General features: G+C 65.1%; 21 protein-coding genes and 1 other RNA gene. 13 read left to right on the top strand and 9 right to left on the bottom strand.

The genetic code is table 11. The annotated features are described in order from the left end of the window. Positions 1–173 precede the first annotated feature (173 nt). From J2R78_RS11955 to tkt, 7 genes are all read right to left on the bottom strand, one after another. Complete coding sequence (locus tag J2R78_RS11955; RefSeq protein WP_253604552.1) at positions 174–1,256, bottom strand: tetratricopeptide repeat protein; 1,083 nt, start codon at positions 1,254–1,256, stop codon at positions 174–176. A gap of 7 nt (positions 1,257–1,263) precedes the next feature. Further along, entirely contained in the window at positions 1,264–1,953 is a 690-nt protein-coding gene (locus tag J2R78_RS11950; protein WP_253604550.1) for a thiamine phosphate synthase, read from the bottom strand. Beyond that, entirely contained in the window at positions 1,954–2,979 is a 1,026-nt protein-coding gene (locus J2R78_RS11945) for a class I fructose-bisphosphate aldolase (RefSeq protein ID WP_076825042.1), read from the bottom strand. It lies immediately after the preceding gene. 316 nt (positions 2,980–3,295) lie between these two features. Further along, on the bottom strand, positions 3,296–4,363 hold the full coding sequence (gene fba / locus J2R78_RS11940) for a class II fructose-bisphosphate aldolase (protein WP_057016199.1): 1,068 nt from the start codon (positions 4,361–4,363) through the stop codon (positions 3,296–3,298). Positions 4,364–4,482: 119 nt separating this feature from the next. Next, entirely contained in the window at positions 4,483–5,691 is a 1,209-nt protein-coding gene (locus J2R78_RS11935; protein WP_253604547.1) for a phosphoglycerate kinase, read from the bottom strand. Between the two features lie 179 nt (positions 5,692–5,870). Then, entirely contained in the window at positions 5,871–6,878 is a 1,008-nt protein-coding gene (gene gap, locus J2R78_RS11930) for a type I glyceraldehyde-3-phosphate dehydrogenase (RefSeq protein ID WP_016842563.1), read from the bottom strand. Positions 6,879–7,038: 160 nt separating this feature from the next. Next, entirely contained in the window at positions 7,039–9,021 is a 1,983-nt protein-coding gene (gene tkt / locus J2R78_RS11925) for a transketolase (RefSeq protein ID WP_253604545.1), read from the bottom strand. Between the two features lie 336 nt (positions 9,022–9,357). Between tkt and J2R78_RS11920 the strand changes: the two genes are divergently transcribed. The 5 genes from J2R78_RS11920 (at position 9,358) to J2R78_RS11900 (ending at position 12,036) form a co-directional block, all read left to right on the top strand. Continuing rightward, positions 9,358–9,678, top strand: coding sequence for a DUF4164 domain-containing protein (locus J2R78_RS11920; RefSeq protein ID WP_018269681.1), 321 nt, complete (start codon positions 9,358–9,360; stop codon positions 9,676–9,678). Continuing rightward, on the top strand, positions 9,675–10,058 hold the full coding sequence (locus tag J2R78_RS11915; RefSeq protein ID WP_092087615.1) for a cell division protein ZapA: 384 nt from the start codon (positions 9,675–9,677) through the stop codon (positions 10,056–10,058). The genes J2R78_RS11920 and J2R78_RS11915 overlap by 4 nt, the downstream gene beginning before the upstream one ends. A 240-nt stretch (positions 10,059–10,298) precedes the next feature. Then, positions 10,299–10,459, top strand: a non-coding RNA gene (gene ssrS / locus J2R78_RS11910) — 6S RNA. Positions 10,460–10,630: 171 nt separating this feature from the next. Then, on the top strand, positions 10,631–11,209 hold the full coding sequence (locus J2R78_RS11905; protein WP_057016202.1) for a 5-formyltetrahydrofolate cyclo-ligase: 579 nt from the start codon (positions 10,631–10,633) through the stop codon (positions 11,207–11,209). A gap of 2 nt (positions 11,210–11,211) precedes the next feature. Then, positions 11,212–12,036, top strand: coding sequence for a TIGR00282 family metallophosphoesterase (locus J2R78_RS11900; RefSeq protein ID WP_253604542.1), 825 nt, complete (start codon positions 11,212–11,214; stop codon positions 12,034–12,036). Between the two features lie 106 nt (positions 12,037–12,142). Here J2R78_RS11900 and J2R78_RS11895 read toward each other — a convergent pair whose 3' ends face one another. After that, complete coding sequence (locus tag J2R78_RS11895) at positions 12,143–13,567, bottom strand: methyl-accepting chemotaxis protein (RefSeq protein WP_253604540.1); 1,425 nt, start codon at positions 13,565–13,567, stop codon at positions 12,143–12,145. Positions 13,568–13,764: 197 nt separating this feature from the next. Further along, on the bottom strand, positions 13,765–15,531 hold the full coding sequence (locus J2R78_RS11890; RefSeq protein ID WP_253604538.1) for a methyl-accepting chemotaxis protein: 1,767 nt from the start codon (positions 15,529–15,531) through the stop codon (positions 13,765–13,767). A 212-nt stretch (positions 15,532–15,743) separates the two neighbouring features. Here J2R78_RS11890 and J2R78_RS11885 point away from each other — a divergent pair, with 212 nt between their 5' ends. The 8 genes from J2R78_RS11885 to J2R78_RS11850 all read left to right on the top strand — a co-directional run bounded on the left by J2R78_RS11885 (position 15,744) and on the right by J2R78_RS11850 (position 22,302). Then, positions 15,744–16,490 (top strand): YebC/PmpR family DNA-binding transcriptional regulator, encoded by a 747-nt coding sequence (locus tag J2R78_RS11885; RefSeq protein ID WP_016842553.1) that lies wholly within the window; start codon positions 15,744–15,746, stop codon positions 16,488–16,490. Between the two features lie 171 nt (positions 16,491–16,661). After that, positions 16,662–17,189 carry a crossover junction endodeoxyribonuclease RuvC gene (ruvC, locus tag J2R78_RS11880; RefSeq protein ID WP_028343970.1) on the top strand — a complete coding sequence of 176 codons (528 nt, stop codon included), beginning with the start codon at positions 16,662–16,664 and terminating at the stop codon, positions 17,187–17,189. After that, positions 17,186–17,803 carry a Holliday junction branch migration protein RuvA gene (gene ruvA, locus J2R78_RS11875; RefSeq protein ID WP_253604535.1) on the top strand — a complete coding sequence of 206 codons (618 nt, stop codon included), beginning with the start codon at positions 17,186–17,188 and terminating at the stop codon, positions 17,801–17,803. The genes ruvC and ruvA overlap by 4 nt, the downstream gene beginning before the upstream one ends. 193 nt (positions 17,804–17,996) lie before the next feature. After that, positions 17,997–19,046, top strand: coding sequence for a Holliday junction branch migration DNA helicase RuvB (gene ruvB / locus J2R78_RS11870; protein ID WP_253604533.1), 1,050 nt, complete (start codon positions 17,997–17,999; stop codon positions 19,044–19,046). A gap of 239 nt (positions 19,047–19,285) precedes the next feature. Beyond that, positions 19,286–20,203: a metallophosphoesterase gene (locus J2R78_RS11865; protein WP_253604531.1), complete on the top strand. Its 918-nt coding sequence runs from the start codon at positions 19,286–19,288 to the stop codon at positions 20,201–20,203. Positions 20,204–20,395: 192 nt separating this feature from the next. Next, a complete protein-coding gene (locus J2R78_RS11860) occupies positions 20,396–21,013 on the top strand; it encodes a hypothetical protein (RefSeq protein WP_076825032.1) in 618 nt (205 codons plus the stop codon). A gap of 100 nt (positions 21,014–21,113) precedes the next feature. Next, positions 21,114–21,563, top strand: coding sequence for a tol-pal system-associated acyl-CoA thioesterase (gene ybgC / locus J2R78_RS11855; protein ID WP_253604529.1), 450 nt, complete (start codon positions 21,114–21,116; stop codon positions 21,561–21,563). Between the two features lie 271 nt (positions 21,564–21,834). After that, positions 21,835–22,302, top strand: a complete 468-nt coding sequence (locus J2R78_RS11850; protein ID WP_057016209.1) for a nuclear transport factor 2 family protein — start codon at positions 21,835–21,837, stop codon at positions 22,300–22,302. Positions 22,303–22,816: the final 514 nt, after the last annotated feature.

The following is a 22,816-nucleotide window of genomic DNA, read 5'->3' as shown; positions in this document are numbered from 1 at the left end:
CGTCATCCTGAGGTGCGAGCGCAGCGAGCCTCGAAGGGTGCACGGCCCCGGACCGGGCCGTTCATCCTTCGAGACGCGCTTTCGCGCACCTCAGGATGACGGATCAGGAGGGAGCGACCTAGCCGCCCGAGTCTCCGGACTGGGTGCCCTCTGGAAGTGGCGCCGTCAAGGCGTCATTTGACGTTGTTTCCGATCCATTTTCGCGCGGCTGCCTCGGCCTTGGCGCGGTCTTCCGGGCTCATATCGGCGAGGATGTCGTCGAGATCGGGGTCGCCCTTGCCGGCGGTCTTGGCGACCGTGTGCCATTTCAGCGCCTCGACCTTGTCCACCGGGGCGCCGGCGCCGGTCGCCAGCACATGGGCGAGGCGGTTTTGCGCGATCGCGCTGTTCTGCCGGGCCGCCTTGCGCAGCAGCGCCACCGCCGCCGGCACGTTCCGCGGGGTGCCGGAGCCGTTGTAGAGGGCGATGGCATATTCGACCTCGGCATCGACATTGTCGGCCAGCGAGGCCGCCTGCAGCAGCCGCGCCGCCTTCTCGAGGTCCTTCGGCACGCCGGTGCCTTCCTTGTAGAAGGTCGCGAGCGCGTATTGCGCCTCGGGGCTGCCGGCGTCGGCGGCCATTCGCAACAGCTCGGCGGAGCGGCGGAGGTCCTGCGGCAGGGTCTGGCCGTCGAGATAGAGCAGCGCGAGATTATAGGCCGCTTTCGGCTCGCCGAGCTTGGCCGACGACGCCAGCAGCTTGACCGCGGCATCCTTGTCGACCGTGCCGCCGCGGCCCGCGATCTTCATCATGGCGAGCGCGAACATCGCCTCGCGGTCGCCGGCATCGGAGGCGCGCTTGTACCACTCGTCGGCCTTGACGTAGTCGCGCTTGACGCCGAGCCCATTGGCATAGAGCTCGCCCAGCATCGTCATGGCCTTGGCATCGTTGTTGTTCTGCGCGCGCGCGGTCGCGAGATCGAACGCGGTCTTGTACATGCCGCGCTGATAGGCGCCGTAGACGAGGTCGACATTGGGATCGTCGACGGCCTGGGTCGGGGTCGGCGAGGGCGTCGGAGATGCGGCAGGCTTCGGCGTCGCTGAGGCGGCGGGCTTCGGCGCCGGCTTCTTCGCGACCGGCGAATGCACCTTCGGCTTCGGAGCCTCCTTCTTCGCGGGCGGCGTCTGTGCCGGCGGCGTGATCGAGAGCTGCGCCATCGCGCCGCTCGCCAGCATCGTGCAGCCGAGCGCAACACCTATCGGACGCAGGCATTTCATTCCGGCGTCATCCCTCGGCCTTTCCGTCGGCCTTGGCCTTGCCGAATGTGCCGGCATGCGCCCGCGCAATCGCGTCGCCGATCTCGGCGAGCGCCGCCTTGGCGCCGCGCGGATCGGACCAGATGGAGTCTGCGACCAGCACGAAATCCGCGCCGGCCGCCGCGAACGTCTCGGCTTCCTCGCGCGAGGTTGCAAAGCCGATGCAGGGCGGCTCGAACAATTCGTCCCACCATTCCAGCCGCTCGGCGATGGCCTCGCGCGAGGGCCGCTGTCCGTTGGCGTCGGGCTCGCCGAACAGCACATAGTCGGCACCGGCTTCGCCCGCGGCCATGGAATCGTGGCGGGTCGCGAGTCCGCCGACGCCGACAATGCGGTCGGGTTTCAGCGCCGGCGCCGCCTCTTCCATCGCGGCGACGCCGGTCAGATGCGCGCCGTCGGCGCCGGCGCGGGCCACGATATCGGGATGACCGTCGATCAGCAGCGCCGCGCCGGCGTTCTGGATCGCGGGCGCCAGCGCCTTGATGGTGGAGATCATGCTGCGCGGATCGCTCTCGCGCAGCCGCACCAGCACGGCCGCGACATCGGCCGCGGCAAGCAGCTCGGTGAGCTCGGCCGCAAGCCGCGCAGGCTCATCGACCGCCGGCGTTGCCAGATAGAGGCGCGGCGTCGGCCGCGGCGGAACGGGCTTGGTCGCCAACTATGCCGCCTGTTTCTCGAGGCCGGCTTCCCAATTGCCGGTGCTCGCGAGCCCGTTCATCCGGGCGCGATGCGAGAAGGCGCGCTGGCCCGCGGGGACGTTGTCGGGCTTGCCGGACCACGCCTTCTGCGGCGCCGCCTGCAGCGCGCGGCCGTAGGAGAAGGTCAGCCGCCAGGGCAAATTGCCGATCTTGTTCATGGCGTCGAGATGCGCGGTCGCTTCCTCGTCGCTCTGGCCGCCGGAGAGGAAGGCGATGCCGGGCACCGCGGCCGGCACGCAGCTCTTGAGCAGGCGGATGGTCTTCTCGGCGACTTCCTGCACCGGCGCCTGCTTCGGGCACTTCTTGCCCGAGATCGCCATGTTCGGCTTTAGGATCATGCCTTCGAGCGCGACGCGCTGCACCCGCAATTCCTGGAAGGTGCGGTTCAGCACGCGCTGCGTCACCTCGTAGCAGCGGTCGATGTCATGATCGCCGTCCATCAGCACTTCCGGCTCGACGATCGGGACGATCTGCGCGGCCTGGCACAGCGCGGCGTAGCGCGCCAGCGCATGGGCGTTGGCACGGATCGCGGTCTGGGTCGGGATTCGCGGTCCGATATCGATCACGGCGCGCCACTTCGCAAAGCGCGCACCGCGCTCGTAATATTTCTTCAGCCGCTCGGCGAGCTTGTCGAGGCCGACGGTGACGAGTTCGCCTGGGCAGTTCGGCAGCGCCTGCGTGCCCTCGTCGACCTTGATCCCGGGGATCGCGCCGGCCTGCTCGATCAGCTTGACCAGCGGCGTGCCGTCCTTGGCATTCTGCCAGATCGTCTCGTCGTAAAGGATGACGCCGGAGATGTATTTGCTCATCGCCTCCTGCGAGCGGAACAGCATCTCGCGATAGTCGCGGCGATTGTCCTCGGTCGAATCGACCTTGATGGCGTCGAACCGCTTCTTGATGGTGCCGGAGGATTCGTCGGCGGCGAGAATGCCCTTGCCCGGGGTGACCATGGCAAGCGCGATTTTGTTGAGGTCGGAGAGGTTCATCGGGGCGTCCTCCAGAGCCATTGCCTTTGCAAACCAAAATAGGCGGTTCTCGGGCAAATGCCTAGAAAACGTTCGTCGCGGCTGAGATCGCGCGTAGATTTGGCTTGTTCTGTTCACCTCGCCCCGCTTGCGGGGAGAGGCATAGGCCGCCTTCGGCGGCCGTCGGCAAAGAACGCCGAAGTCGAGCTTCGGCTATATTGCATCGCTAGATGCAATCCGGGTGAGGGGGTACAGGTCTAACCGCATTCGTCGCTCGTGGAAGCAGCCCCTCACCCCAACCCTCTCCCCGCGAAGGGCGGGGAGAGGGAGAGATACGTCAGGCGACCTTGGGGTCGAGCTGGCCCGCGGCGTAACGCTTGGCCATTTCGGCCGTGGTCAGCACCTTCTTGATCTTGCTGGCCTGGCCCGCGGTGTTGAACTCCTGCAGGCGCTGCTTGCACAGCTTGGTCATCGCCTCCATCGCGGGCTTCAGGTACTTGCGCGGATCGAACTCTTCCGGATTGTCCTTCAGCACCTTGCGGATCTGGCCGGTCATCGCCATCCGGTTGTCGGTGTCGATGTTGATCTTGCGCACGCCGTTCTTGATGCCGCGCTGGATCTCGGCGACCGGCACGCCCCAGGTCGGCTTCATCTTGCCGCCATTGGCGTTGATGATCTCCTGCAGCTCCTGCGGCACCGACGAGGAGCCGTGCATCACCAGATGCGTGTTAGGCAGCTTGCGATGGATTTCCTCGATCACGTTCATGGCGAGGATGTTGCCGTCGGGCTTGCGGGTGAACTTGTAGGCGCCGTGCGAGGTGCCCATCGCGATCGCCAGCGCGTCGACCTTGGTTTCCTTGACGAACTTCACGGCCTCGTCCGGGTTGGTCAGCAGCTGGTCGTGCGACAGCTTGCCCTCGGCGCCATGGCCGTCTTCCTTGTCGCCCATGCCGGTCTCGAGCGAGCCGAGCACGCCGAGCTCGCCTTCCACCGAGATGCCGCCGAGATGGGCCATGCCGGTCACGGTCTTGGTGACGCCGACATTGTAGTCCCAGTCGCCGGGGGTCTTGCCGTCGGCCTTCAGTGAGCCGTCCATCATGACCGAGGTGAAGCCGGCCTGGATCGCGGTCATGCAGGTGGCGGGCTCGTTGCCGTGGTCGAGATGCACGCAGACCGGGATCTGCGGGTAGATCTCGGTGACGGCGTCCATCATATGCTTGAGCATGACGTCGTTGGCGTAGGACCGCGCGCCGCGCGAAGCCTGGATGATGACGGGTGCGTCGACCTCGGAGGCTGCCGCCATGATCGACAGCGCCTGTTCCATGTTGTTGATGTTGAAGGCAGGTACGCCGTAATCATGCTCGGCCGCGTGGTCGAGCAGTTGCCGCAACGTTATGCGAGCCATTCCATTTCTCCCTGTAGTGCAAGTTCGCGGATGTGAAGCGCGATGAGCTCATTTTCATCGCGCTTTTGCTCTTTGTTTGAGCATGATCTCTTCGGAAAACCGCTTCACACTTTTCCGGATCATGCTCTGGACCAACGGTTTTTCAGAACTTCGACGCCCGGCAGCGGCTTGCCTTCCATCCATTCAAGAAACGCGCCGCCCGCGGTCGAGACGTAGGAAAAATCGCCGCCCACGCCCGCCTGGTTCAGCGCCGCGACAGTGTCGCCGCCGCCGGCGACCGAGATCAGCTTCCTGGCCTTGGTGCGTTCGGCGGCATGTTTGGCCGATACCACGGTGCCGCGGTCGAACGGCGTCAGCTCGAAGGCGCCGAGCGGGCCGTTCCAGACCAGCGTCGCCGCGTCGTCGATCGCGGCATGGATGCGCGCGATCGATTGCGGACCGACGTCGAGGATCATGCCGTCGGCCGGGATCGCATCGAGGCCATAGGCATGCGACGGCGCGTTGGCGGCAAACTGGTTGGCGACGACAGCGTCGACGGGGAGGATGATCGCGCAATTGGCCGCGTTGGCCTTCTCCATGATCCGCAGCGCGGTCGGGGCAAGATCCTTTTCGGCGAGCGACTTGCCGACGGCGACGCCCTGCGCGTGCAGGAAGGTGTTGGCCATGCCGCCGCCGATCACCAGCGCGTCGACCTTGCTCACGAGGTTTTCCAAGAGGTCGATCTTGGTCGAGACCTTGGCGCCGCCGATGATCGCGATCACCGGCTTGGTCGGCGCTTCCAGCGCCTTGCCGAGCGCGTCGAGCTCGGCCTGCATGGTGCGGCCGGCATAGGCCGGCAGCTTGTGGCCGAGGCCTTCGGTCGAGGCGTGGGCGCGATGCGCGGCGGAGAAGGCGTCGTTGACCCAGATGTCGCCGAGCTTGGCGAGCTCTGCAACGAAGCCGGCGTCGTTCTTCTCTTCCTCCTTATGGAAACGCGTGTTTTCCAGGCAGAGGATGTCGCCGTCCTTGAGGGCCCCGACAGCGGCGGCCGCGGGCTCGCCGATGCAGTCCTCGGCGAAGGCCACCGGGCGCTTGATCACTTTCGACAGCGCTTCCGCGACCGGCTTCAGCGATTCCTTGGGATCGCGTCCCTTGGGGCGGCCGAAATGGGCCAGCAGGATCACCTTGCCGCCCTTGTCGGATATTTCGGTGATGGTGGGGGCCACGCGCTCGAGCCGGGTGGCGTCGGTGACGCGGCCATTTTCCATGGGGACGTTGAGGTCGACGCGCAGCAGCACGCGCTTGCCCTTCACGTTGACGTCGTCGAGGGTGCGGAACGATTTTGTCATGGGGGGTGTCGAACTCCTGGGGTCATTCCGGGGCGATGCGGAGCATCGAACCTCAGATGCGCAATTGCGCATCGGGGAATCTCGAGATTCCGGGTCTGGTCCTGCGGACCATCCCGGAATGACGGAGCGGCAAACACGCAGATGCCCGGCGGTGAGCCGAGCATCGCGAACAGTCGAACTTAAACCAGCTTGCCGATCGCGACGGCGGTGTCCGCCATACGGTTCGAGAAGCCCCACTCATTGTCGTACCAGGACATCACGCGCACGAAGTTGCCGTTCTGCACCTTGGTCTGGTCCATGTGGAAGGTCGACGAGTGCGGATCGTGGTTGAAGTCGATCGAGACGTTCGGCGCGTTGGTGTAGCCGAGGATGCCCTTGAGCTGCTGCTCGGACGCACGCTTCATCGCCTCGTTGATCTCCTTGACGTCGGTTGCGCGCTTGGCGACGATCTTGAGGTCGATCACGGAAACGTTCGGGGTCGGAACGCGGACCGAGACGCCGTCGAGCTTGCCCTTCAGCTCGGGCAGCACGAGGCCGATCGCCTTCGCGGCACCGGTCGAGGTCGGGATCATCGACATCGCCGCAGCGCGGCCGCGATAGAGATCCTTGTGCAGGGTGTCGAGCGTCGGCTGGTCGCCGGTATAGGCATGGATCGTGGTCATGAAGCCGGTCTCGATGCCGACGGTGTCGTTCAGGACCTTGGCGACCGGCGCGAGGCAGTTGGTGGTGCAGGAGCCGTTCGAGATCACCAGGTGATCCTTGGTCAGCGTGTCGTGGTTGACGCCGTAGACGATGGTGGCGTCAGCACCGTCGGCGGGCGCAGACACCAGCACGCGCTTGGCGCCGGCGGTGAGGTGGGCCGAAGCCTTGTCCTTCGCGGTGAAGATGCCGGTGCATTCCAGCGCGACGTCGACGCCGAGCGCCTTCCACGGCAGCTTGGAGGGATCGCGCTCGGCCGAAACCTTGATCTTGTTGTCGCCGAGGCTGATCGTGTCGCCGTCGACCGTGACGGTGCCGGGGAAGCGGCCGTGCACGGAATCGAAGCGCAGCAGGTGTGCGTTGGTCTCGACCGGGCCGAGGTCGTTGATGCCGACCACCTCGATGTCCTTGCGGCCGGACTCGGCGATGGCGCGCAGAATGTTGCGGCCGATACGCCCAAACCCGTTGATCGCGACGCGGATTGCCATGCTCGTCTCCTCTAATGCTGTTGTCAGCCCCGCGGGAGCGCTCCCACGAGGTTTTTACGGCGGAACGCCCGGTTCGGCCGGGCGCGTACGGAAAAGATGGAGCTTAGGTAATCCTTTTTTGCGACAAGCTCAACCTTGGCCGACAGGTGTCAGGCCAGCGTCAGACGCGCTTCGTGGCAGCGTTAACGACGGCTTCAGCAGTAATGCCGAAATGCGGGAAAAGGTCCTTCGCCGGGGCGCTGGCGCCGAATCCGTGCATGCCGATGAATTCGCCGTCATGGCCGATCACGGCATCCCAGCCCCAGCGCACCGCGGCCTCGATCGCGATCTTGACCGGGGCGTTGCCGATAATGGCATTTTGCCGCTCGGCGGGCTGTGCCAGCAGCAATTCCAGCGACGGGACCGAGACCACCCGCGTCGCGATGCCGCGTCCGGCGAGCTGCTTCTGCGCCTCGACCGCGATCTGGACCTCGGAACCCGACGCGAACAATGACACTTTTGCGTCACCCTGCGCCGCGACCAGCTCATAGGCGCCGTGGCTGCACGGGTTGTCGTTCGGCGCCGTGGTGCGGAGCTGCGGCAGGTTCTGGCGGGTCAGCGCCAGCACCGTCGGTCCGTCGACGCGGTTGAGCGCCAGTTCCCAGCACTCGGCGGTCTCGACCGCGTCACAGGGACGGAACACGCGCATGTTGGGCATCGCGCGGAGCGCGGAGAGATGCTCGACCGGCTGGTGCGTCGGGCCGTCCTCGCCGAGGCCGATCGAGTCATGGGTCATGACATAGACGACGCCGGTGCCCATCAGCGCCGACAGCCGCATCGCGCCGCGCGCGTAGTCGGTGAACACGAGGAAGGTGGCGCCGTTCGGCGCGAAGCCGCCATGCAGGAAGATGCCGTTGAGGCACGCCGCCATGCCGTGCTCGCGGACGCCGTAATGGATGAAGCGGCCCTTCGGCGTCTTGGCACCGAACGCCGTCGCCGACTTCGCCTTGTTGTTGTTGGAGCCGGTGAGGTCGGCGGAGCCGGCGACGAATTCCATCGGCATCGCAGCCGCAATCACCTCGATCGCGGCTTCCGACGATTTGCGGGTCGCGACGTTGAGCGGATTTTCCAGAAGCCCCTTCTTGAAGGCGCGCAGCCCCTTGGCGAGCGACTGCGGCCGCTCGTGGCGAACGCGGCGTTCGAACTCGGCGCGCTTGCGGCTGCCGAGCTGCGCGAACTGCTCGTCCCAAGCCTTGTGCTCGGCGGCGCCGCGGGCGCCTGCCTCGCGCCAGGCCTTCAGCACATCGTCGGGCACCGAGAACGGCTCGAGCGAGATGCCGAGCTTCTCCTTGGCCGCCTTGAGCTCGTCGGCGCCGAGCGCCTCGCCATGCGCCTTGGCGGTGCCGGCCTTGTGCGGCGCGCCGTAACCGATCGTGGTCTTGCAGGCGATCATCGAGGGCTTGTTGGATTTCTGCGCGCGGGTGATTGCAGCGGCGATCGCCTGCGGATCGTGGCCGTCGATCAATTCGGCGGCCCAACCTGCGGACTTGAAGCGCTTCACCTGATCGACGGAATCGGAGATCGAGGTCGGGCCGTCGATCGAGATGCCGTTGTCGTCGTACAGCACGATCATCTTGTTGAGCCGCCAGACACCGGCGAGCGCGATCGCTTCCTGCGAGATGCCCTCCATCAGGTCGCCGTCGGAGGCGAGCACATAGGTGTGGTGGTTGACGATCTTCTTGCCGAACTCGGCGGCCAGCATCTTCTCGGCGAGCGCCATGCCGACCGCGGTCGCGATGCCCTGGCCGAGCGGACCGGTGGTGGTCTCGATGCCCCTGGTGTGGAAGTTCTCCGGGTGTCCCGGTGTCAGCGATCCGAGCTGGCGGAAATGCTTGAGCTGGTCGAGCGTCATGTCCTTGTTGCCGGTGAGGTACAGCAACGAATAGAGCAGCATCGAGCCATGGCCGGCCGAGAGCACGAAGCGGTCGCGATCGGGCCACGCCGTGTCGGCCGCATCGAATTTCAGGAATTTTGTGAACAGGACGGTCGCGACGTCGGCGGCGCCCATCGGCAGGCCGGGATGGCCGGAATTAGCCTTCTCGACGGCGTCCATGGCAAGGCCACGGATCGCATTGGCCATACGGGTGTGATCGACCTGCGTCATGATGAAAAGTCCGCCTAAAATGAGGAGCTGATTGCTGGACGGATCGGGGCGGGCAGCCGCGATACGCGCGTGGATGGCCTTACGGGTTGGGGGTGGATTAGCACCTCAATTCCGCAAGTCCAAGGCGATGAAACACCTCAAAACGGGGAAAAGTGGCCCGAAATCGCCCTATTTCATTCAACGGTGCATAGTTCTGCGCCGCCGTTGCGCTGGGCTCGCTTGCCACGTAAATTTCGTCCCGTAAACGCTTGCCGAACCGCCAGTTTTGCCGTGCGGCAGGCCTGTCTTCCGCAGGCTACCAAGGCCAACCGACTTGAAAGGTCCACGCCGCGTGTCATGAGTGATCGTCTCGCCAACGGGTCTGGCAATACCGAGGCACCGCTTGCCGATATCGATGCTGCGACCAAGCGGCTGATGGCAGCGCTTGATGCGCTGGAAAGCTCGGTGGAGCGGCGCCGCGAGGCCGACCGCGACGAGAACGAATTGGCGAGCCGCATCCAGGCGCTCGGCGCCGATCGCTCCAGGCTTGCCGACGAGCTCGACGGATCGCTGGTGAAGACGCGCAAGCTCGAGCGCGCCAATCGCGAGATCGCGGAAAAACTCGACGCGGCAATCGGCAGCATTCGCGCCGTGCTCGACGGCGGAGACAGCAGATGAGCCACATCAACGTCACCATCAATGGCCGGCAATACCGGATGGCCTGCGAGGAGGGCCAGGAGGTGCGGCTCCTAAAGCTCGCGGAAAATCTCCAGCAGCGCGTGGAATCGCTGCGCGGCAAGTTCGGCGAAATCGGCGATGCGCGGCTGACGGTGATGGCGGCGCTCACCGCCTGCGACGAACTGGTTGACGCCAGCGCACGCATCCGCAGCCTCGAGGAAGAGGTCGAGCAGCTGCGCAATGCGCGCGTCGCCGCCATCGACCGCGCCCGCGCGACCCAGACCGCGGTTTCCAACGCGCTCAACGCCGCCGCGGAGCGGATCGAGCGCACCACGCAGGTGCTCAACCGCACTGTCGGCGGCGGCATCGCGATCGGGTGATCTTATCCTCCCCTGGAGGGGGAGGATCGACGCTCATGAATGAGCGGCGAGGTGGGGTGACGGTCTTTCCACACGCGCAGTGCCCGCGTTGAGAGATCACCCCACCCCGGTTCGCATTCCGCTACGCTTCATGCGTACCGACCCTCCCCCTCCAGGGGAGGGTGGAGAGAAGTGCATGAGTCTCGGCTGCGTCTTCCTTACCGCTGGCGGATTGGGGCAACGATGGCTAGATTAGCCCCCGCGAAGCTGCGTCGTGCGTCAGGAGCCATATATCCCCGGGGCCTTATCGATCCTTTAGGGAACTGTCCCTGGCCGGGTCCGTGGACCCGGACATATGGTGCCCACCTACTTTCGTAGGGAACTCCGGGATCGAGCGCTCCAACGGCCTCTGCGGCTTCGCACTGATTTTTGCTGTTGCCTTGTCGTCGCGCTGCGGCGGTTGAATTGTCTAGCAGTGTTGTGCCCCGCGATACGGGTCGTCCAGCGCGCCGCGGCCTGGCCTTAACGAAAGCTAGCGTCTCTGGGATGATGGATCGTCCGTTGTCGCGGACGACGACAGCGGAAGATGGATCATGCACGCATCTCCATCGAAGGCCGAGCTCCGGGCACTTGCTCTCGCCAAGCGCGATGCGCTGAGCGACGAGCAGCGCGCGACGGCTGCCGAAGCGCTCGCCAAGCGCGGCGCGCCGTTCGAGATCGCGCCGGGCATGATCGTCTCGGGCTATGCGCCGATCCGCAGCGAGCTCGATCCGGCGCCGTTGATGAAGAAGCTTGCCGACAGGGGCGCGCGGCTCGCGCTGCCCTGCATCAATGCGCGCGGCCAGTCGCTGACCTTCCGCAGCTGGTCGCCGCAGGACCGGCTGATGCTCGGGCCGCTCGGCATTCCCGAGCCGTCGCCGGCCGCCGCCGAGGTGCATCCGGACGTGATGCTGGTGCCGCTCGCGGCATTCGACAAGCTCGGTCACCGCATCGGCTACGGCGCCGGTTATTACGACTATACCTTCGCGCATCTGCGCAAGGCCAAGCATGTGATCGGGGTCGGACTTGCCTTTGCTGCACAGGAAACCAAGGCGATTCCGGCGCTGTCGCACGACGTCCCGCTCGATTTTGTGCTAACGGAGCGCAAGACGTTCGATTTCCGGAGTAGCTAGCCTTGCGAATTCTCTTCGTTGGTGACGTCGTCGGCAGGACCGGCCGCACCGCCATCGCCGACCACCTTCCCGGCATGATCAGGGACTGGTCGCTCGATCTCGTGGTCGTCAATGGCGAGAATTCCGCCGGCGGCTTCGGCATCACCGAGGCGATCTATCAGGAGCTGCTCGACGCCGGCGCCGATGCGATCACGCTCGGCAACCACGCCTGGAATCAGAAGGAGGCGCTGGTCTTCATCGAGCGCGCGCCGCGCCTGATCCGCCCGCTGAATTTTCCGCGCCATTCGCCCGGCCGCGGCGCCACGCTGGTCGATACCAAGAGCGGCAAGCGCGCGCTGGTCCTCAACGCGATCGGCCGCGTCTTCATGGAGCCGTCCTCGAACGATCCGTTCAGCGCCATCGAGCGCGAGCTCGAGGCCTGCCCGCTGCGCGAGGGCTGTGACGCCATCGTGCTCGATTTCCATGCCGAGGCGACCAGCGAGAAGCAGGGCATCGGCTTCTTCTGCGACGGCCGCGTCAGCCTCGTGGTCGGCACCCATACCCATGTGCCGACCGCTGATCATCAGGTGCTGCCGGGCGGCACCGCCTATATGAGCGATGCCGGCATGACCGGCGACTATGACTCGGTGATCGGCATGCAGAAGGAGGAGCCGCTGCAGCGCTTCCTCACCGGCATTCCCTCCGGTCGTTTCGAGCCGGCGGGCGGGGTGGCGACACTGAGCGGTATCGCGGTCGAGACCGACGATGCAACCGGGCTTGCGGTGAAGGTCGCGCCGGTGCGCGCCGGCGGGCGGCTCGAGCCTGCGGTGCCGGGGTTTTGGACCTAGCGAGGAAACGTAGCCCCGGATGAAGCGAAGCGTAATCCTTGGTTCTGAAAGGTTGCACGACCGGTCCCGGATTACGCTTCGCTCCATCCGGGCTACGGAGCTGCCGTCAGCCCTGCCGAAAACCCATCCGGAATGCGCCCCAGTGGCGGCCGTTCACGACGATCGGCGATGACAGGTCCTTCATCAGCACGAAATTGCCGCCGCCCATGTCGCGGCGATAGGTCTGCAGCAGGAACGGTTTTGTGTTGGCCGCGACCTTGCTCACCGCGCGGTCGTTGAAAAGGCGGCGGTTGCGGCAATTGGCGTTGTTCCACACCGGGTCCGGCCCCTGAGGCTGTCGGTAGTTCGGATTGTGGGTCGGCAGATAGCCGCTGCGCGCCCAGGCGACGCAGAACACGATGCGCGGATCGCTCTTCTGGATCGGGTCCTGGATCGCGGGCAGCACGCGATCGGTAAACGCGACGTAGTCGGTCAGGTACTGCTTCGGATTGGTGCCGGCGATCTCGCGATAATTCTCGTCCATCAATTGCGCGAGCGTGATCTCGCCGCGCGCCACGGCATTCTCGAACAGCTCCGAGATCTGCCTTGCGGTGTCGATCACGACGCGGATCAGCGGCGTGTCACTGGTCTCCACGCCGCTGTCGGCGATGGTCACGATCAGGCTCTCGGAGAGCTCGAGCAGTTTCGCGACGCGGCTGTCGGCGTGCTTGAGGTCGCGCGAGGAGAGATCGACGCCCTTGGCCAGCTCGTTCAGCTCCGCGATCACACTGTCGCAATGGCCGAGATTGGAGGTCGCGGCGCGCGCCACGCTGCCGATCTCGGCGCCGACGGATGAAAAGCCTTCCTGCACGCGCATGATGATGCCCGAAATCTGCTGTGCGCCTTCGCCGGCGCTTTTGGCGCGCAACGAGGCATCGCTGCTCTCGCCGATCAGGCTGCCGATCTGGCCGTCGAGATCGCGCACGGTGTCGGAAATCTGATGTGTCGCCTGGCGGGTTGCTTCCGCAAGGTTCTTGACCTCGCTCGCGACCACGGCAAAGCCGCGGCCGGCATTGCCGGCGCGCGCCGCCTCGATGGTGGCGTTGAGCGCCAGCAGATTGGTCTGCTTGGCGATCGCCTCGATCGAACCGGAAACCTTGGCGACCTGGCTCAGCGCGGAGCCGACCGCGGCGAGCCGCGCCTCGATCCGTCCGACCGCCGCGACGAGCTCCGCGATATGGCTGACCGCCGTCTCGACCACATGGCGGGACTCCGCGATCTGGCCGACCGCGGCGGATGCGGTCGTTTGCACCGCCTGTGATGCGTTGGCGATGTCGTGATTGGCGGCGACCATCGTCTCGGCCGTCGTCTGCAAATGATGGAAGCGCTCGGACTGGCTGCTGACGCGGTTCGCGACTTCCTGGACGTTGCCGGCGATGTCGGCGAGTTCGACCCCGAGGCCGCCGATGCGGTCGGCGAGCTGGTCCACCAGCCGCTCGGCCAGCGTTCGGTCCGATGACGTATCCAGAACTGCAAGCTGCGCGGCCGACATGTCGACGCTTCCTCCGTTACAGCGGCCTGTCGGCCGCCGCAGCATTCCCCATTCCAACCCTAAAGCGTGATTCGCGCTGCCGGTCTTGCCTGAGCGCGCACTGTGTAGCCCGGATGCAGCGCAGCGAAATCCGGGACTCCTGCCCGTGGAAACATGCATCCCGGATTACGCTTCGCTGCATCCGGGCTACGAAGCGTTCAAAGCTTGTAGGCGGTGCGGAACCCGCCCCAGTGCCGGCCGCGCACGCGGATCGGTACGTCGATCTCGCGCATCATCACCGTGTTGCCGCCTCCCATGTCGCGCGCATAGGTCTGGATCAGATAGGCGCGCTGGTTGCGGCCGGCGGCGAGGCCCGCGGCGTCGTTGAAGATGCGGCGGTTGCGGCTGTTGGCGGTGTTGTATGCCACGTCGCCCGGCCGCTGCGGCTGCGAGTAGAGCTTGTTGTGGACGGGCAGATAGCCGTTCTGGTCGATCATCACGCAGAATGCCATTCGCTTGTCCCTGGCGAGGAATGCGTCCTGGAACGCCGGCAGCGTGCGCTCCGCCCAGTCCAGCATTTTGGTGCGGTACTGCACCGGGTTGGTGCCTGCGATCTCGACATAGTCGGTGTCGAACATGTCGGCGATTGTAATCGCGCCGCTCGCCAGCCCGTTCTCGAACATCTTGCTCAGCGTGCTGCCGGCTTCGATCGCGCGGGTGACGAGCTCGGCGTTCTCCTCGTGGATCGCCCACATCCGGTCTTCGATTTTTTCGCGCAGCTCGGCCGTTGCCGCCTCGAAGCGGGCCTGGCTGCCTGCCTTGGAGCGCTCGCCGATCCGGATCCGGCACGCGCCGATCTCCGGCAATGTCGCGTTCAGTGTCTCTTGCGCCGGCAGCTTCTCGGCATCGGCGCCGCCGATCAAAATGCCGTCCATCGCGATCTCGTAGACCGGTGCGGTGACGATGCCGCGCGTGGTCGTGATCTCGATCTTGAGGCTGCAAGGCAGGCGCTCGTTCTTGCGCGGATCGCCGCGCTCGTCCTGGCGCAGCAGCACCGCGCAGCGCGCTTTCAGCTTCTGCGCGAACGCAGTCACCGCCTTGCCGGCCTTGGCGACATTGTCGCCATGCGCGGCGGCTTCGCGCGTTGCCGAGTCGATCTCGCCGGCGCTGGTGCCGACCGAGACGATGAAGTGCGAGGCGGAGGCGGCGTTCTGCCCCATCTCGCCGGTGATTTCATTCTGCTCGGCGACCGCGCCGTTGACGTTCTCGAACACCGGGCGGATCTTTTCGATCGCCTGGGAGATGCGGTGCACCGCGTCGGCCGATCCGGTGGCGTCCTTCTGCAACGCCTCGATCTTGCGGGTGATCTCCTCGGTCGCGCTCTGGGTCTGCACCGCCAGCGCCTTGACCTCGGTTGCGACCACCGCAAAGCCCTTGCCGGCGGCACCGGCGCGCGCCGCCTCGATCGTCGAGTTCAGCGCGAGCAGCGTGGTTTGCCGCGCGATCTGCGCGATCAGATTGACGACGTTGCCGATCGCGGCTGAAGACTCGCGCAGGCGATCGACGTTGGCGGTGGCCTCGCGCGCCGCGGCCGCGGCGTCGTCGGCGAGCTGGCTCGCGCTGCGCACCTGTGCCCCGATGCCCTCGGCGGAGTGGGTGAAACGGTCGGCGGCTTGCGAGAACGTCGTCGCGGTGCTCTGTGCATCGCTGCTGCGGCCGGTCAGCGCGTCGGTGCGGGCGCGGATGGTGGCGAGCTTGGCTGCCGTCGCCTCGGCGCCGTCGGCGACCGAGCTCGCGGCGCGTTCGAGCTGGCGGATCATCGCGCCGAGCTCGAGTTCCAGCAATTCCAGGATCTCCTTGGAGGAATCCTTGGCCGAATCAGTCTCGGCCGAGACCTCAGGGGTTGCGGCCGCGGTTGGAACCTGCGGCGCGACGGCCGGCGCAGCCGGCTCCGGCACTTGCTTTCGAAACAAACCGAACGCCATGTGGGCTCTTTGGGGCTGTGGAAAGTTGCGGCGGGACGGGGCGATCCTCGCATCCGGGCATGAAATCATGGTTAACAAGTGCCTCATATTCCGGCTTGCGGTAGTATTCCTCCGCCGGAAGGCCCCGCCGATCCTTTGATTTTGACCGTGAGGGGCCTATAAGGCCGCGTTTTCCATTCCTGTTCAGACCCTAAGCTCCGAAGAGACGTCGCATGGCCGGCCATTCCCAATTCAAGAACATCATGCACCGCAAGGGCCGGCAGGATGCCCAGAAGTCGAAGCTTTTCGGCAAGCTGGCCCGCGAAATCACCGTGGCGGCCAAGCTCGGCACCCCGGACCCGGCGATGAATCCGCGGCTGCGCGCCGCCGTGGTCGCGGCCCGCGCCGAGAACATGCCCAAGGACAATATCGACCGTGCCATCAAGAAGGCCGCGGGCAATGAGGGCGAGAACTATGACGAGATCCGCTACGAGGGTTATGGCCCCGGCGGCGTCGCCGTCATCGTCGAGGCGCTGACCGACAACCGCAACCGCGCCGCTTCCGATATCCGCTCCTTCTTCACCAAGTCGGGCGGCAATCTCGGCGAAACCGGCTCGGTCGCCTTCATGTTCGACCGCACCGGCATCATCGAATACGACGCCAAGGTCGCCTCCGACGACGCCATGCTGGACGCCGCGATCGAGGCCGGCGCCGACGACGTGGTCTCCAGCGAAGGCGGCCACGAGGTCTACGCCTCGCAGGACACTTTCCGCGAAGTCGCAAAAGCGCTGGAAGCGAAGTTCGGCGAGCCGCGCAAGGCGGCGCTGACCTGGAAACCGCAGAACACCGTCGCGGTCGATGACGAGACCGGCGAAAAACTGCTGAAGCTGATGGACCTGCTCAACGAGCACGACGACGTGCAGAACGTGTTCGCCAATTTCGAGGTGTCCGACGCGCTGATCGCGAAGATGGGCGGGTAGTTTGCTTTGTCATTGCCGGGCTTGACCCGGCAATCCATCGAAAGCAAAGGCTTCTCTGATCGATGAATGCGCGGGTCAAGCCCGCGCATGACGATTGCGGGTGCTGTGCTTTCCCGGGTATGAGGCTCCGTTTGTGTTTCGTTCTCCCGGCGCAGGCGGTATCACTACCCCATGACATCCCAGCCGATTCGCTCCCCCGTCCGCATCATCGGTATCGATCCGGGTCTCCGCCGCACCGGCTGGGGGGTGATCGAGACCGAAGGCAATCGTCTCGTCTATATCGCCTGCGGTTCGGTCGAGCCGCCGGACGATCTGCCGCTGGCGAGCCGGCTGCTTGCAATCCATGAGGGGCTGGCCGCCGTGCTCGGCGATTACAAGCCTGCGGAGGCGGCGGTCGAGCAGACCTTCGTCAACAAGGACGGCGTTGCCACCCTGAAGCTCGGCCAGGCGCGCGGCGTCGCCATGCTGGCGCCCGCAATGTTCGGTATCTCGGTCGCCGAATACGCGCCGAACCAGGTCAAGAAGACCGTGGTCGGCGCCGGACATGCCGAGAAGAACCAGATCCAGGTGATGCTGAAGATCCTGCTGCCGAAAGCCGAGCCGCCGTCCGCCGACGCCGCGGACGCGCTCGCGGTCGCGATCACCCACGCCCATCACCGCCAGAGCACCGCGCTGCGGCTCAGGGTGGCGAGCCTATGATCGGCAAGCTGAAGGGCCTGATCGATTCCTATGGCGAGGATTACGTGATCCTCGACGTCGGCGGCGTCGGCTATCAGGTGCACTGCGCGGGCCGCACATTGCAGGCGTTGCCGTCGCCAGGCGGCGCCGCCGTGCTCTCGATCGAGACCTATGTCCGCGAGGATCAGATCAAACTGTTCGGCTTTCGCAGCGATCACGAGCGCGAATGGTTTCGCCTGCTGCAGACGGTGCAGGGGGTCGGCGCCAAGGTCGCGCTCGCGGTGCTCGGCACGCTGCCGCCGACCGATCTCGCCAACGCCATCGCGCTGCGCGACAAGGCGGCGGTGGCGCGGACGCCGGGGGTCGGGCCGAAGGTCGCCGAGCGCATCGTCAGCGAATTGAGGGACAAGGCGCCGGGCTTTGCCGATGTCGATCCCGCGGTGGTGCAGCTCTCGGGCGCAATCGACAACAACCGCGCGCCGCGTCCGGTCACCGACGCGATCTCGGCGCTGGTCAATCTCGGCTACGGCCAGCCGCAGGCCGCCGCCGCCATCGCCGCCGCCTCGCGCAGCGCCGGTGAGAAGGCCGAGACCGCGCAGCTGATCCGGCTGGGGTTGAAGGAACTGTCGAAGTGATCAGTGGATTGGAGCGCCTCTGTTCTTCACCTCGCCCCGCTTGCGGGGAGAGGTCGGATCGCATCGCAGATGCGATCCGGGTGAGGGGGTACAGGTCTCGACACACATTGCGCTCGCGGAAGGAGCCCCTCACCCCAACCCTCTCCCCGCAAGAGCGGGGAGAGGGAGAACAATCTCGTGTTAGTCTCGCATCATGAATACGCCCTCGCGCATGGTCTCGCCTGAACGCCGCTCCGACGATGTCGGTGACACCGCGCTGCGGCCGCAGTCGCTGACGGAGTTCGTCGGTCAGGCCCAGGCGCGCAAGAATCTCTCGATCTTCATCGAGGCTGCGAAGAAACGCGGCGAGGCGCTCGATCACGTGCTGTTCGTCGGTCCCCCCGGCCTCGGCAAGACCACGCTGGCGCAGATCGTCGCGCGTGAGCTCGGCGTTGGCTTTCGTGCCACCTCCGGCCCTGTCATTGCGAAGGCCGGCGATCTCGCGGCGCTGCTGACCAATCTCGAAGAACGCGACGTGCTGTTCATCGACGAGATCCATCGCCTCAGCCCGGCGGTCGAGGAAGTGCTCTATCCCGCGATGGAGGATTTCCAGCTCGACCTGATCATCGGCGAAGGTCCGGCGGCGCGTTCTGTAAAAATCGAATTGTCGAAATTCACGCTGGTCGGCGCGACGACGCGTGCGGGGCTGCTCACCAATCCCTTGCGCGACCGCTTCGGCATTCCGATCCGGCTCAATTTCTACACCGAGGAAGAGCTCGAGAAGATCGTCACCCGCGGCGCCCGCGTGCTCAATATCGGCATGAGTCCTGATGGCGCAAATGAGATCGCGCGCCGCGCCCGCGGCACGCCGCGCATCGCCGGCCGCCTGCTGCGCCGGGTGCGCGACTTTGCCTCCGCGGCGGACGCCGATTCCGTCGACCGCGGCATCGCTGACCGGGCGTTGAGCGCGCTCGAGGTGGACAGCGTCGGGTTAGACGCGATGGACCGGCGCTATCTCACCACCATCGCGTTGAACTATGGCGGCGGGCCGGTCGGCGTCGAGACCATGGCGGCGGCGCTGTCGGAGCCGCGCGATGCGATCGAGGACATCATCGAGCCCTATCTGATCCAGTGCGGCTATCTGCAGCGTACTCCGCGTGGCCGGCTCCTGACCTCGCATGCTTTCCGTCATCTCGGTCTCGCCGAGCCGAACCGCGATCCCTCGCAATTCGGCCTGTTCGGCGGCAATGGCGACGAGGACTGACGCATGATCCGGAAGAGCGCGAAGCGGTTCTTCATGCTGAAGCAAAAGCCCTCCGCTCCCAAAGACGTGAATGACGTGTTGATGCAGCGCGTCGCGCTTGCCGGTAACCTTGCCTACTAACCATTGCGGCATCCCTGCAGGCCGTCTGCACAAACGCGGCCCAATTTCGCTCCAATCAAAGGGCCTATGATAGCCCAGAGTGTTTTCGACAAGCGCCAGGCATCACCGATCACACGTCCATGATTTCACGTCGTCATTTTCTGCGCGGGTTCGGTGGATTGACCGCCGCCACCGCCTCGACCGCGGCCTATGGCTTGAGCGAGCCGGTCGTCCGCCTCGCGCTCACGCGCTACGATCTGTCGCCGCGGCAATGGCCGGCGGACTTTCCGCTCAAGATCGCCGCACTCGCCGACATCCACGCCTGCGATCCCTGGATGTCGCTCGATCGCATCGCTGAGATCGTCGAGCGGACGAACGCCCTGAACCCCGACATCATCGTACTGCTCGGCGACTATGTCGCGGGGCTACGCCACGTCACCCGCTTCATTCCGGCCTCCGACTGGGCCGCGGTGCTGAAGGGCCTGAAGGCGCCGCTCGGCGTGCACGCCGTGCTCGGCAACCACGACTACTGGGAAGACAAGGCGGTACAGCGCTTGGGGCGCGGCATCCCGCTGGCGCGCCGCGCGCTGGAGGGGGCGGGGATTCCGGTCTACGAGAACGACGCGGTGCGGCTCGCCAAGGACGGTCGTCCGTTCTGGCTCGCCGGTCTCGGTGACCAGCTCGCCTTCATGGCGGCGCGGCCCTATCGCCAGGTCACGCGCATCGGCGTCGACGATCTCAACGCGACGCTTGCCAAGGTCACAGACGACGCGCCGGTGATCCTGCTCGCGCATGAGCCCGACGTCGCGCTCCGCGTGCCCTCGCGTGTCGCGTTGCAGCTGTCCGGCCACACCCATGGCGGACAGGTCCGGCTGCTCGGCTGGTCGCCGGCTGTACCGGTGAAGCACGGCATGCGGCTCGCGTATGGCCATATCAAGCTGAAATGCGACGTCGTCGTCTCCGGCGGCCTCGGCTGCAGCATCATGCCGTTCCGCCTCGGCGTGCCGCCCGAGATCGTGCAGGTCACGCTCGGCGCAAAGGGGCCGGTGGTGTCATGACTACGCTTTGCGTGGGCGAGAGCTGCGCATCGGATGCGGGCCGACGGCGGTTCCGTCGAAAGTAACCGCGCTGTATCCGTTCCGGTTCCGGAGTGGCGCCTTTCGACATGGCCGCGATGAAGGATCGTAAGTTGCCGCATATTTCTGTGGACGGTACCCTTCACCCTAAGGTAGCGGGAGGGATTACGCAAAATGCAGGATTGGTATCCCAAGAAGCTCGTCGTCGGTGTCCAGGGGACGACAGGCACCTACGAGTTCATGAAAACCGTTTTCGGCCGGGAGCAGCCGTTCCGTTACGCCGAATTTGGAATCTACATGGCGGATACCGCAAGAAACGTCTGCCAGCTGTTTCCCGAGTGTGAGCTGCATCTTTTCGATTTCAACGATGCGGTTCAGCGCGCGGAGACAAAGCTCAGCGCCTACCCCAACAAGATCTCATATTTCGGCAACACCCAGAAGTTCAACGATTCCTACAACTGGTCTCTCATGAAGCTGATCAGGCAGTATGAGGGCGCTCCGATCTATGATTATTGCTTTCTCGACGGCGCGCACACGGTCGCAGTCGACGCTTTGAACTACTTCTTGTGCGACAAACTGCTCAAGGTTGGCGGTTACATGGATTTCGACGACTATGAATGGCGTCTGAGGGGATCGTCACTCGATCCGACGAAAATTCCGGCAATCGGCGATCAATATACCGATGAGCAGATCGACGCTTTTCAAGTCAAGATGATCGTTGACGACCTGGTCAGAACAGATCATCGGTACCAAGAGGTCGTCAGAAACAAGGTATTCCAGAAGGTCGCCTGATCCAGATCGCCAGCCGATCCCAAGATTTCCCGACCGTGCTTGCGTCGGCCGGCGATTTTGCGCAATACGAACCAAAGTCTTGCGCAATCGGGGGCTGCAAATGACCTCACCCATTCTCGACGGCCAGATCCGCGACGGCCGCCACCATATGCAGGTCCGCGTCTATTACGAAGACACCGATTTTTCCGGCATCGTCTATCACGCCAATTACCTGCGCTTCATGGAGCGCGGCCGTACCAATCATCTTCGTCTGATGGGCGCCGAGCAGCAGGCGCTGTTCGATGAAGCGCAGGAGGAGACCGGCGGCTTCGCCTTTGTCGTGCGCTCGATGACGCTCGACTTCCTCAAGCCGGCGCGGATGGACGACGTGCTCGACGTCGTGACCTGGCCGATCGCTGTGAAGGGCGCCTCCATCATGCTCGCTCAGGAAGTCCGGCGCGGCGATGACGTGCTTGTGAAGGCCGAGGTCCGCGTCGCCTTCATCAGCGGCGGCCGCGCGCAGCCGATTCCGAAGGCTATTCGCGCGCTGATGAAGGCCGATCTGTCTTAGAGCGTTTTCGAGCGAAGTGGGTACCAGTTCGCGTGAAGAAAACGCGTCAAAACAGGAATCCGGAGCCCCGTTCCGATACAACCGGAACGGAATAGGCTCCAGCTATCGGGCGATAAGAAACGACCCATCGACTCGGCGCGGCGCGGCGATAGATTTGCGCCTGACAAAGCGCGATCAGATTGATCGCGTTTGTCTTACATTTCGAGCATGATCTTTTCGGAAAACCGCTTCACACTTTTCCGGATCATGCTTCAACCGCGAGGGATCGCCGATGTCACGCCCGCCGCTGCCACCCTTCACCCGCGAGACCGCCGCACAGAAAGCGCGCATGGCGGAGGACGCCTGGAATTCGCGCGACCCGGTTCGGGTTGCCGGCGCCTATACCGAGGACAGCCGCTGGCGCAACCGCTCCGAGGTGTTTCAGGGCCGCGAGGCGATCGTGGCCTTCCTGACCCGCAAATGGGAGAAGGAGCAGGAGTATCGCCTGATCAAGGATCTCTGGGCGTTCGACGGCAACCGCATCGCGGTCCGCTTCCAGTACGAATGGCACGATGCCGGCGGCAACTGGTTTCGCTCCTACGGCAACGAGCAGTGGGAGTTCGACGAGCACGGCCTGATGCGCCGCCGCGAGGCCTCGATCAACGACATCGCGATCTCGGAGAAGGACCGCCGCTTCCATTGGCCCGCCCCGGGCCCGCGTCCGGCCGACGTGCCGGGCCTGGGGCAGGAGCCGTTCTGATCGGCTCTCCGTAGCCTTGTAGCCCGGATGGAGCGAAGCGAAATCCGGGACGATCTCTCCTGTTGTGCGGTCGATCCCGGATCGCGCTGCGCTCCATCCGGGGCTACGGGTCGTTGTGGGGACTCATCGAAAACGTTTGCGCGTCTCGAAGAGGGCTGATTTATGCTGGTCGGCGATTGCAACCTCACCGCGTCCGCCGGATCCATTACATGCCAATTGAACGTTCTACAGCCGTAGTGCTGGCAGGCCTCTTGCTCGCGACTGCTCTCATCCTTGCCCAGCCCGCGGCTGCGCAGAGCAGCGCAGACCATTCCGCAAAATGGGGGCCGCTGTTTCGCTCTCAGGTCACCAAGTGTTGGCGTAAACCTGCCCCCGTTGGGGACGAGGCAGCGAACATAAAGTTGGTTCCGAGATCAGGCTGACGCCCGAGGGCTCGCTGGCGGAGCAACCGTCGGTGTCGTCGCAGAACAGTCCGGCCGTGTCAGACTACTCCCAAGCCTATCGCAAGAGCGCG

It is taken from the genome of Bradyrhizobium sp. USDA 4538, from assembly GCF_024171045.1.
In the GTDB taxonomy this organism is placed as follows: Bacteria; Pseudomonadota; Alphaproteobacteria; order Rhizobiales; family Xanthobacteraceae; genus Bradyrhizobium; species Bradyrhizobium australafricanum.
Note: the sequence above shows the minus strand (reverse complement) of the source record. Positions and strands in the feature narration are given on the sequence as shown.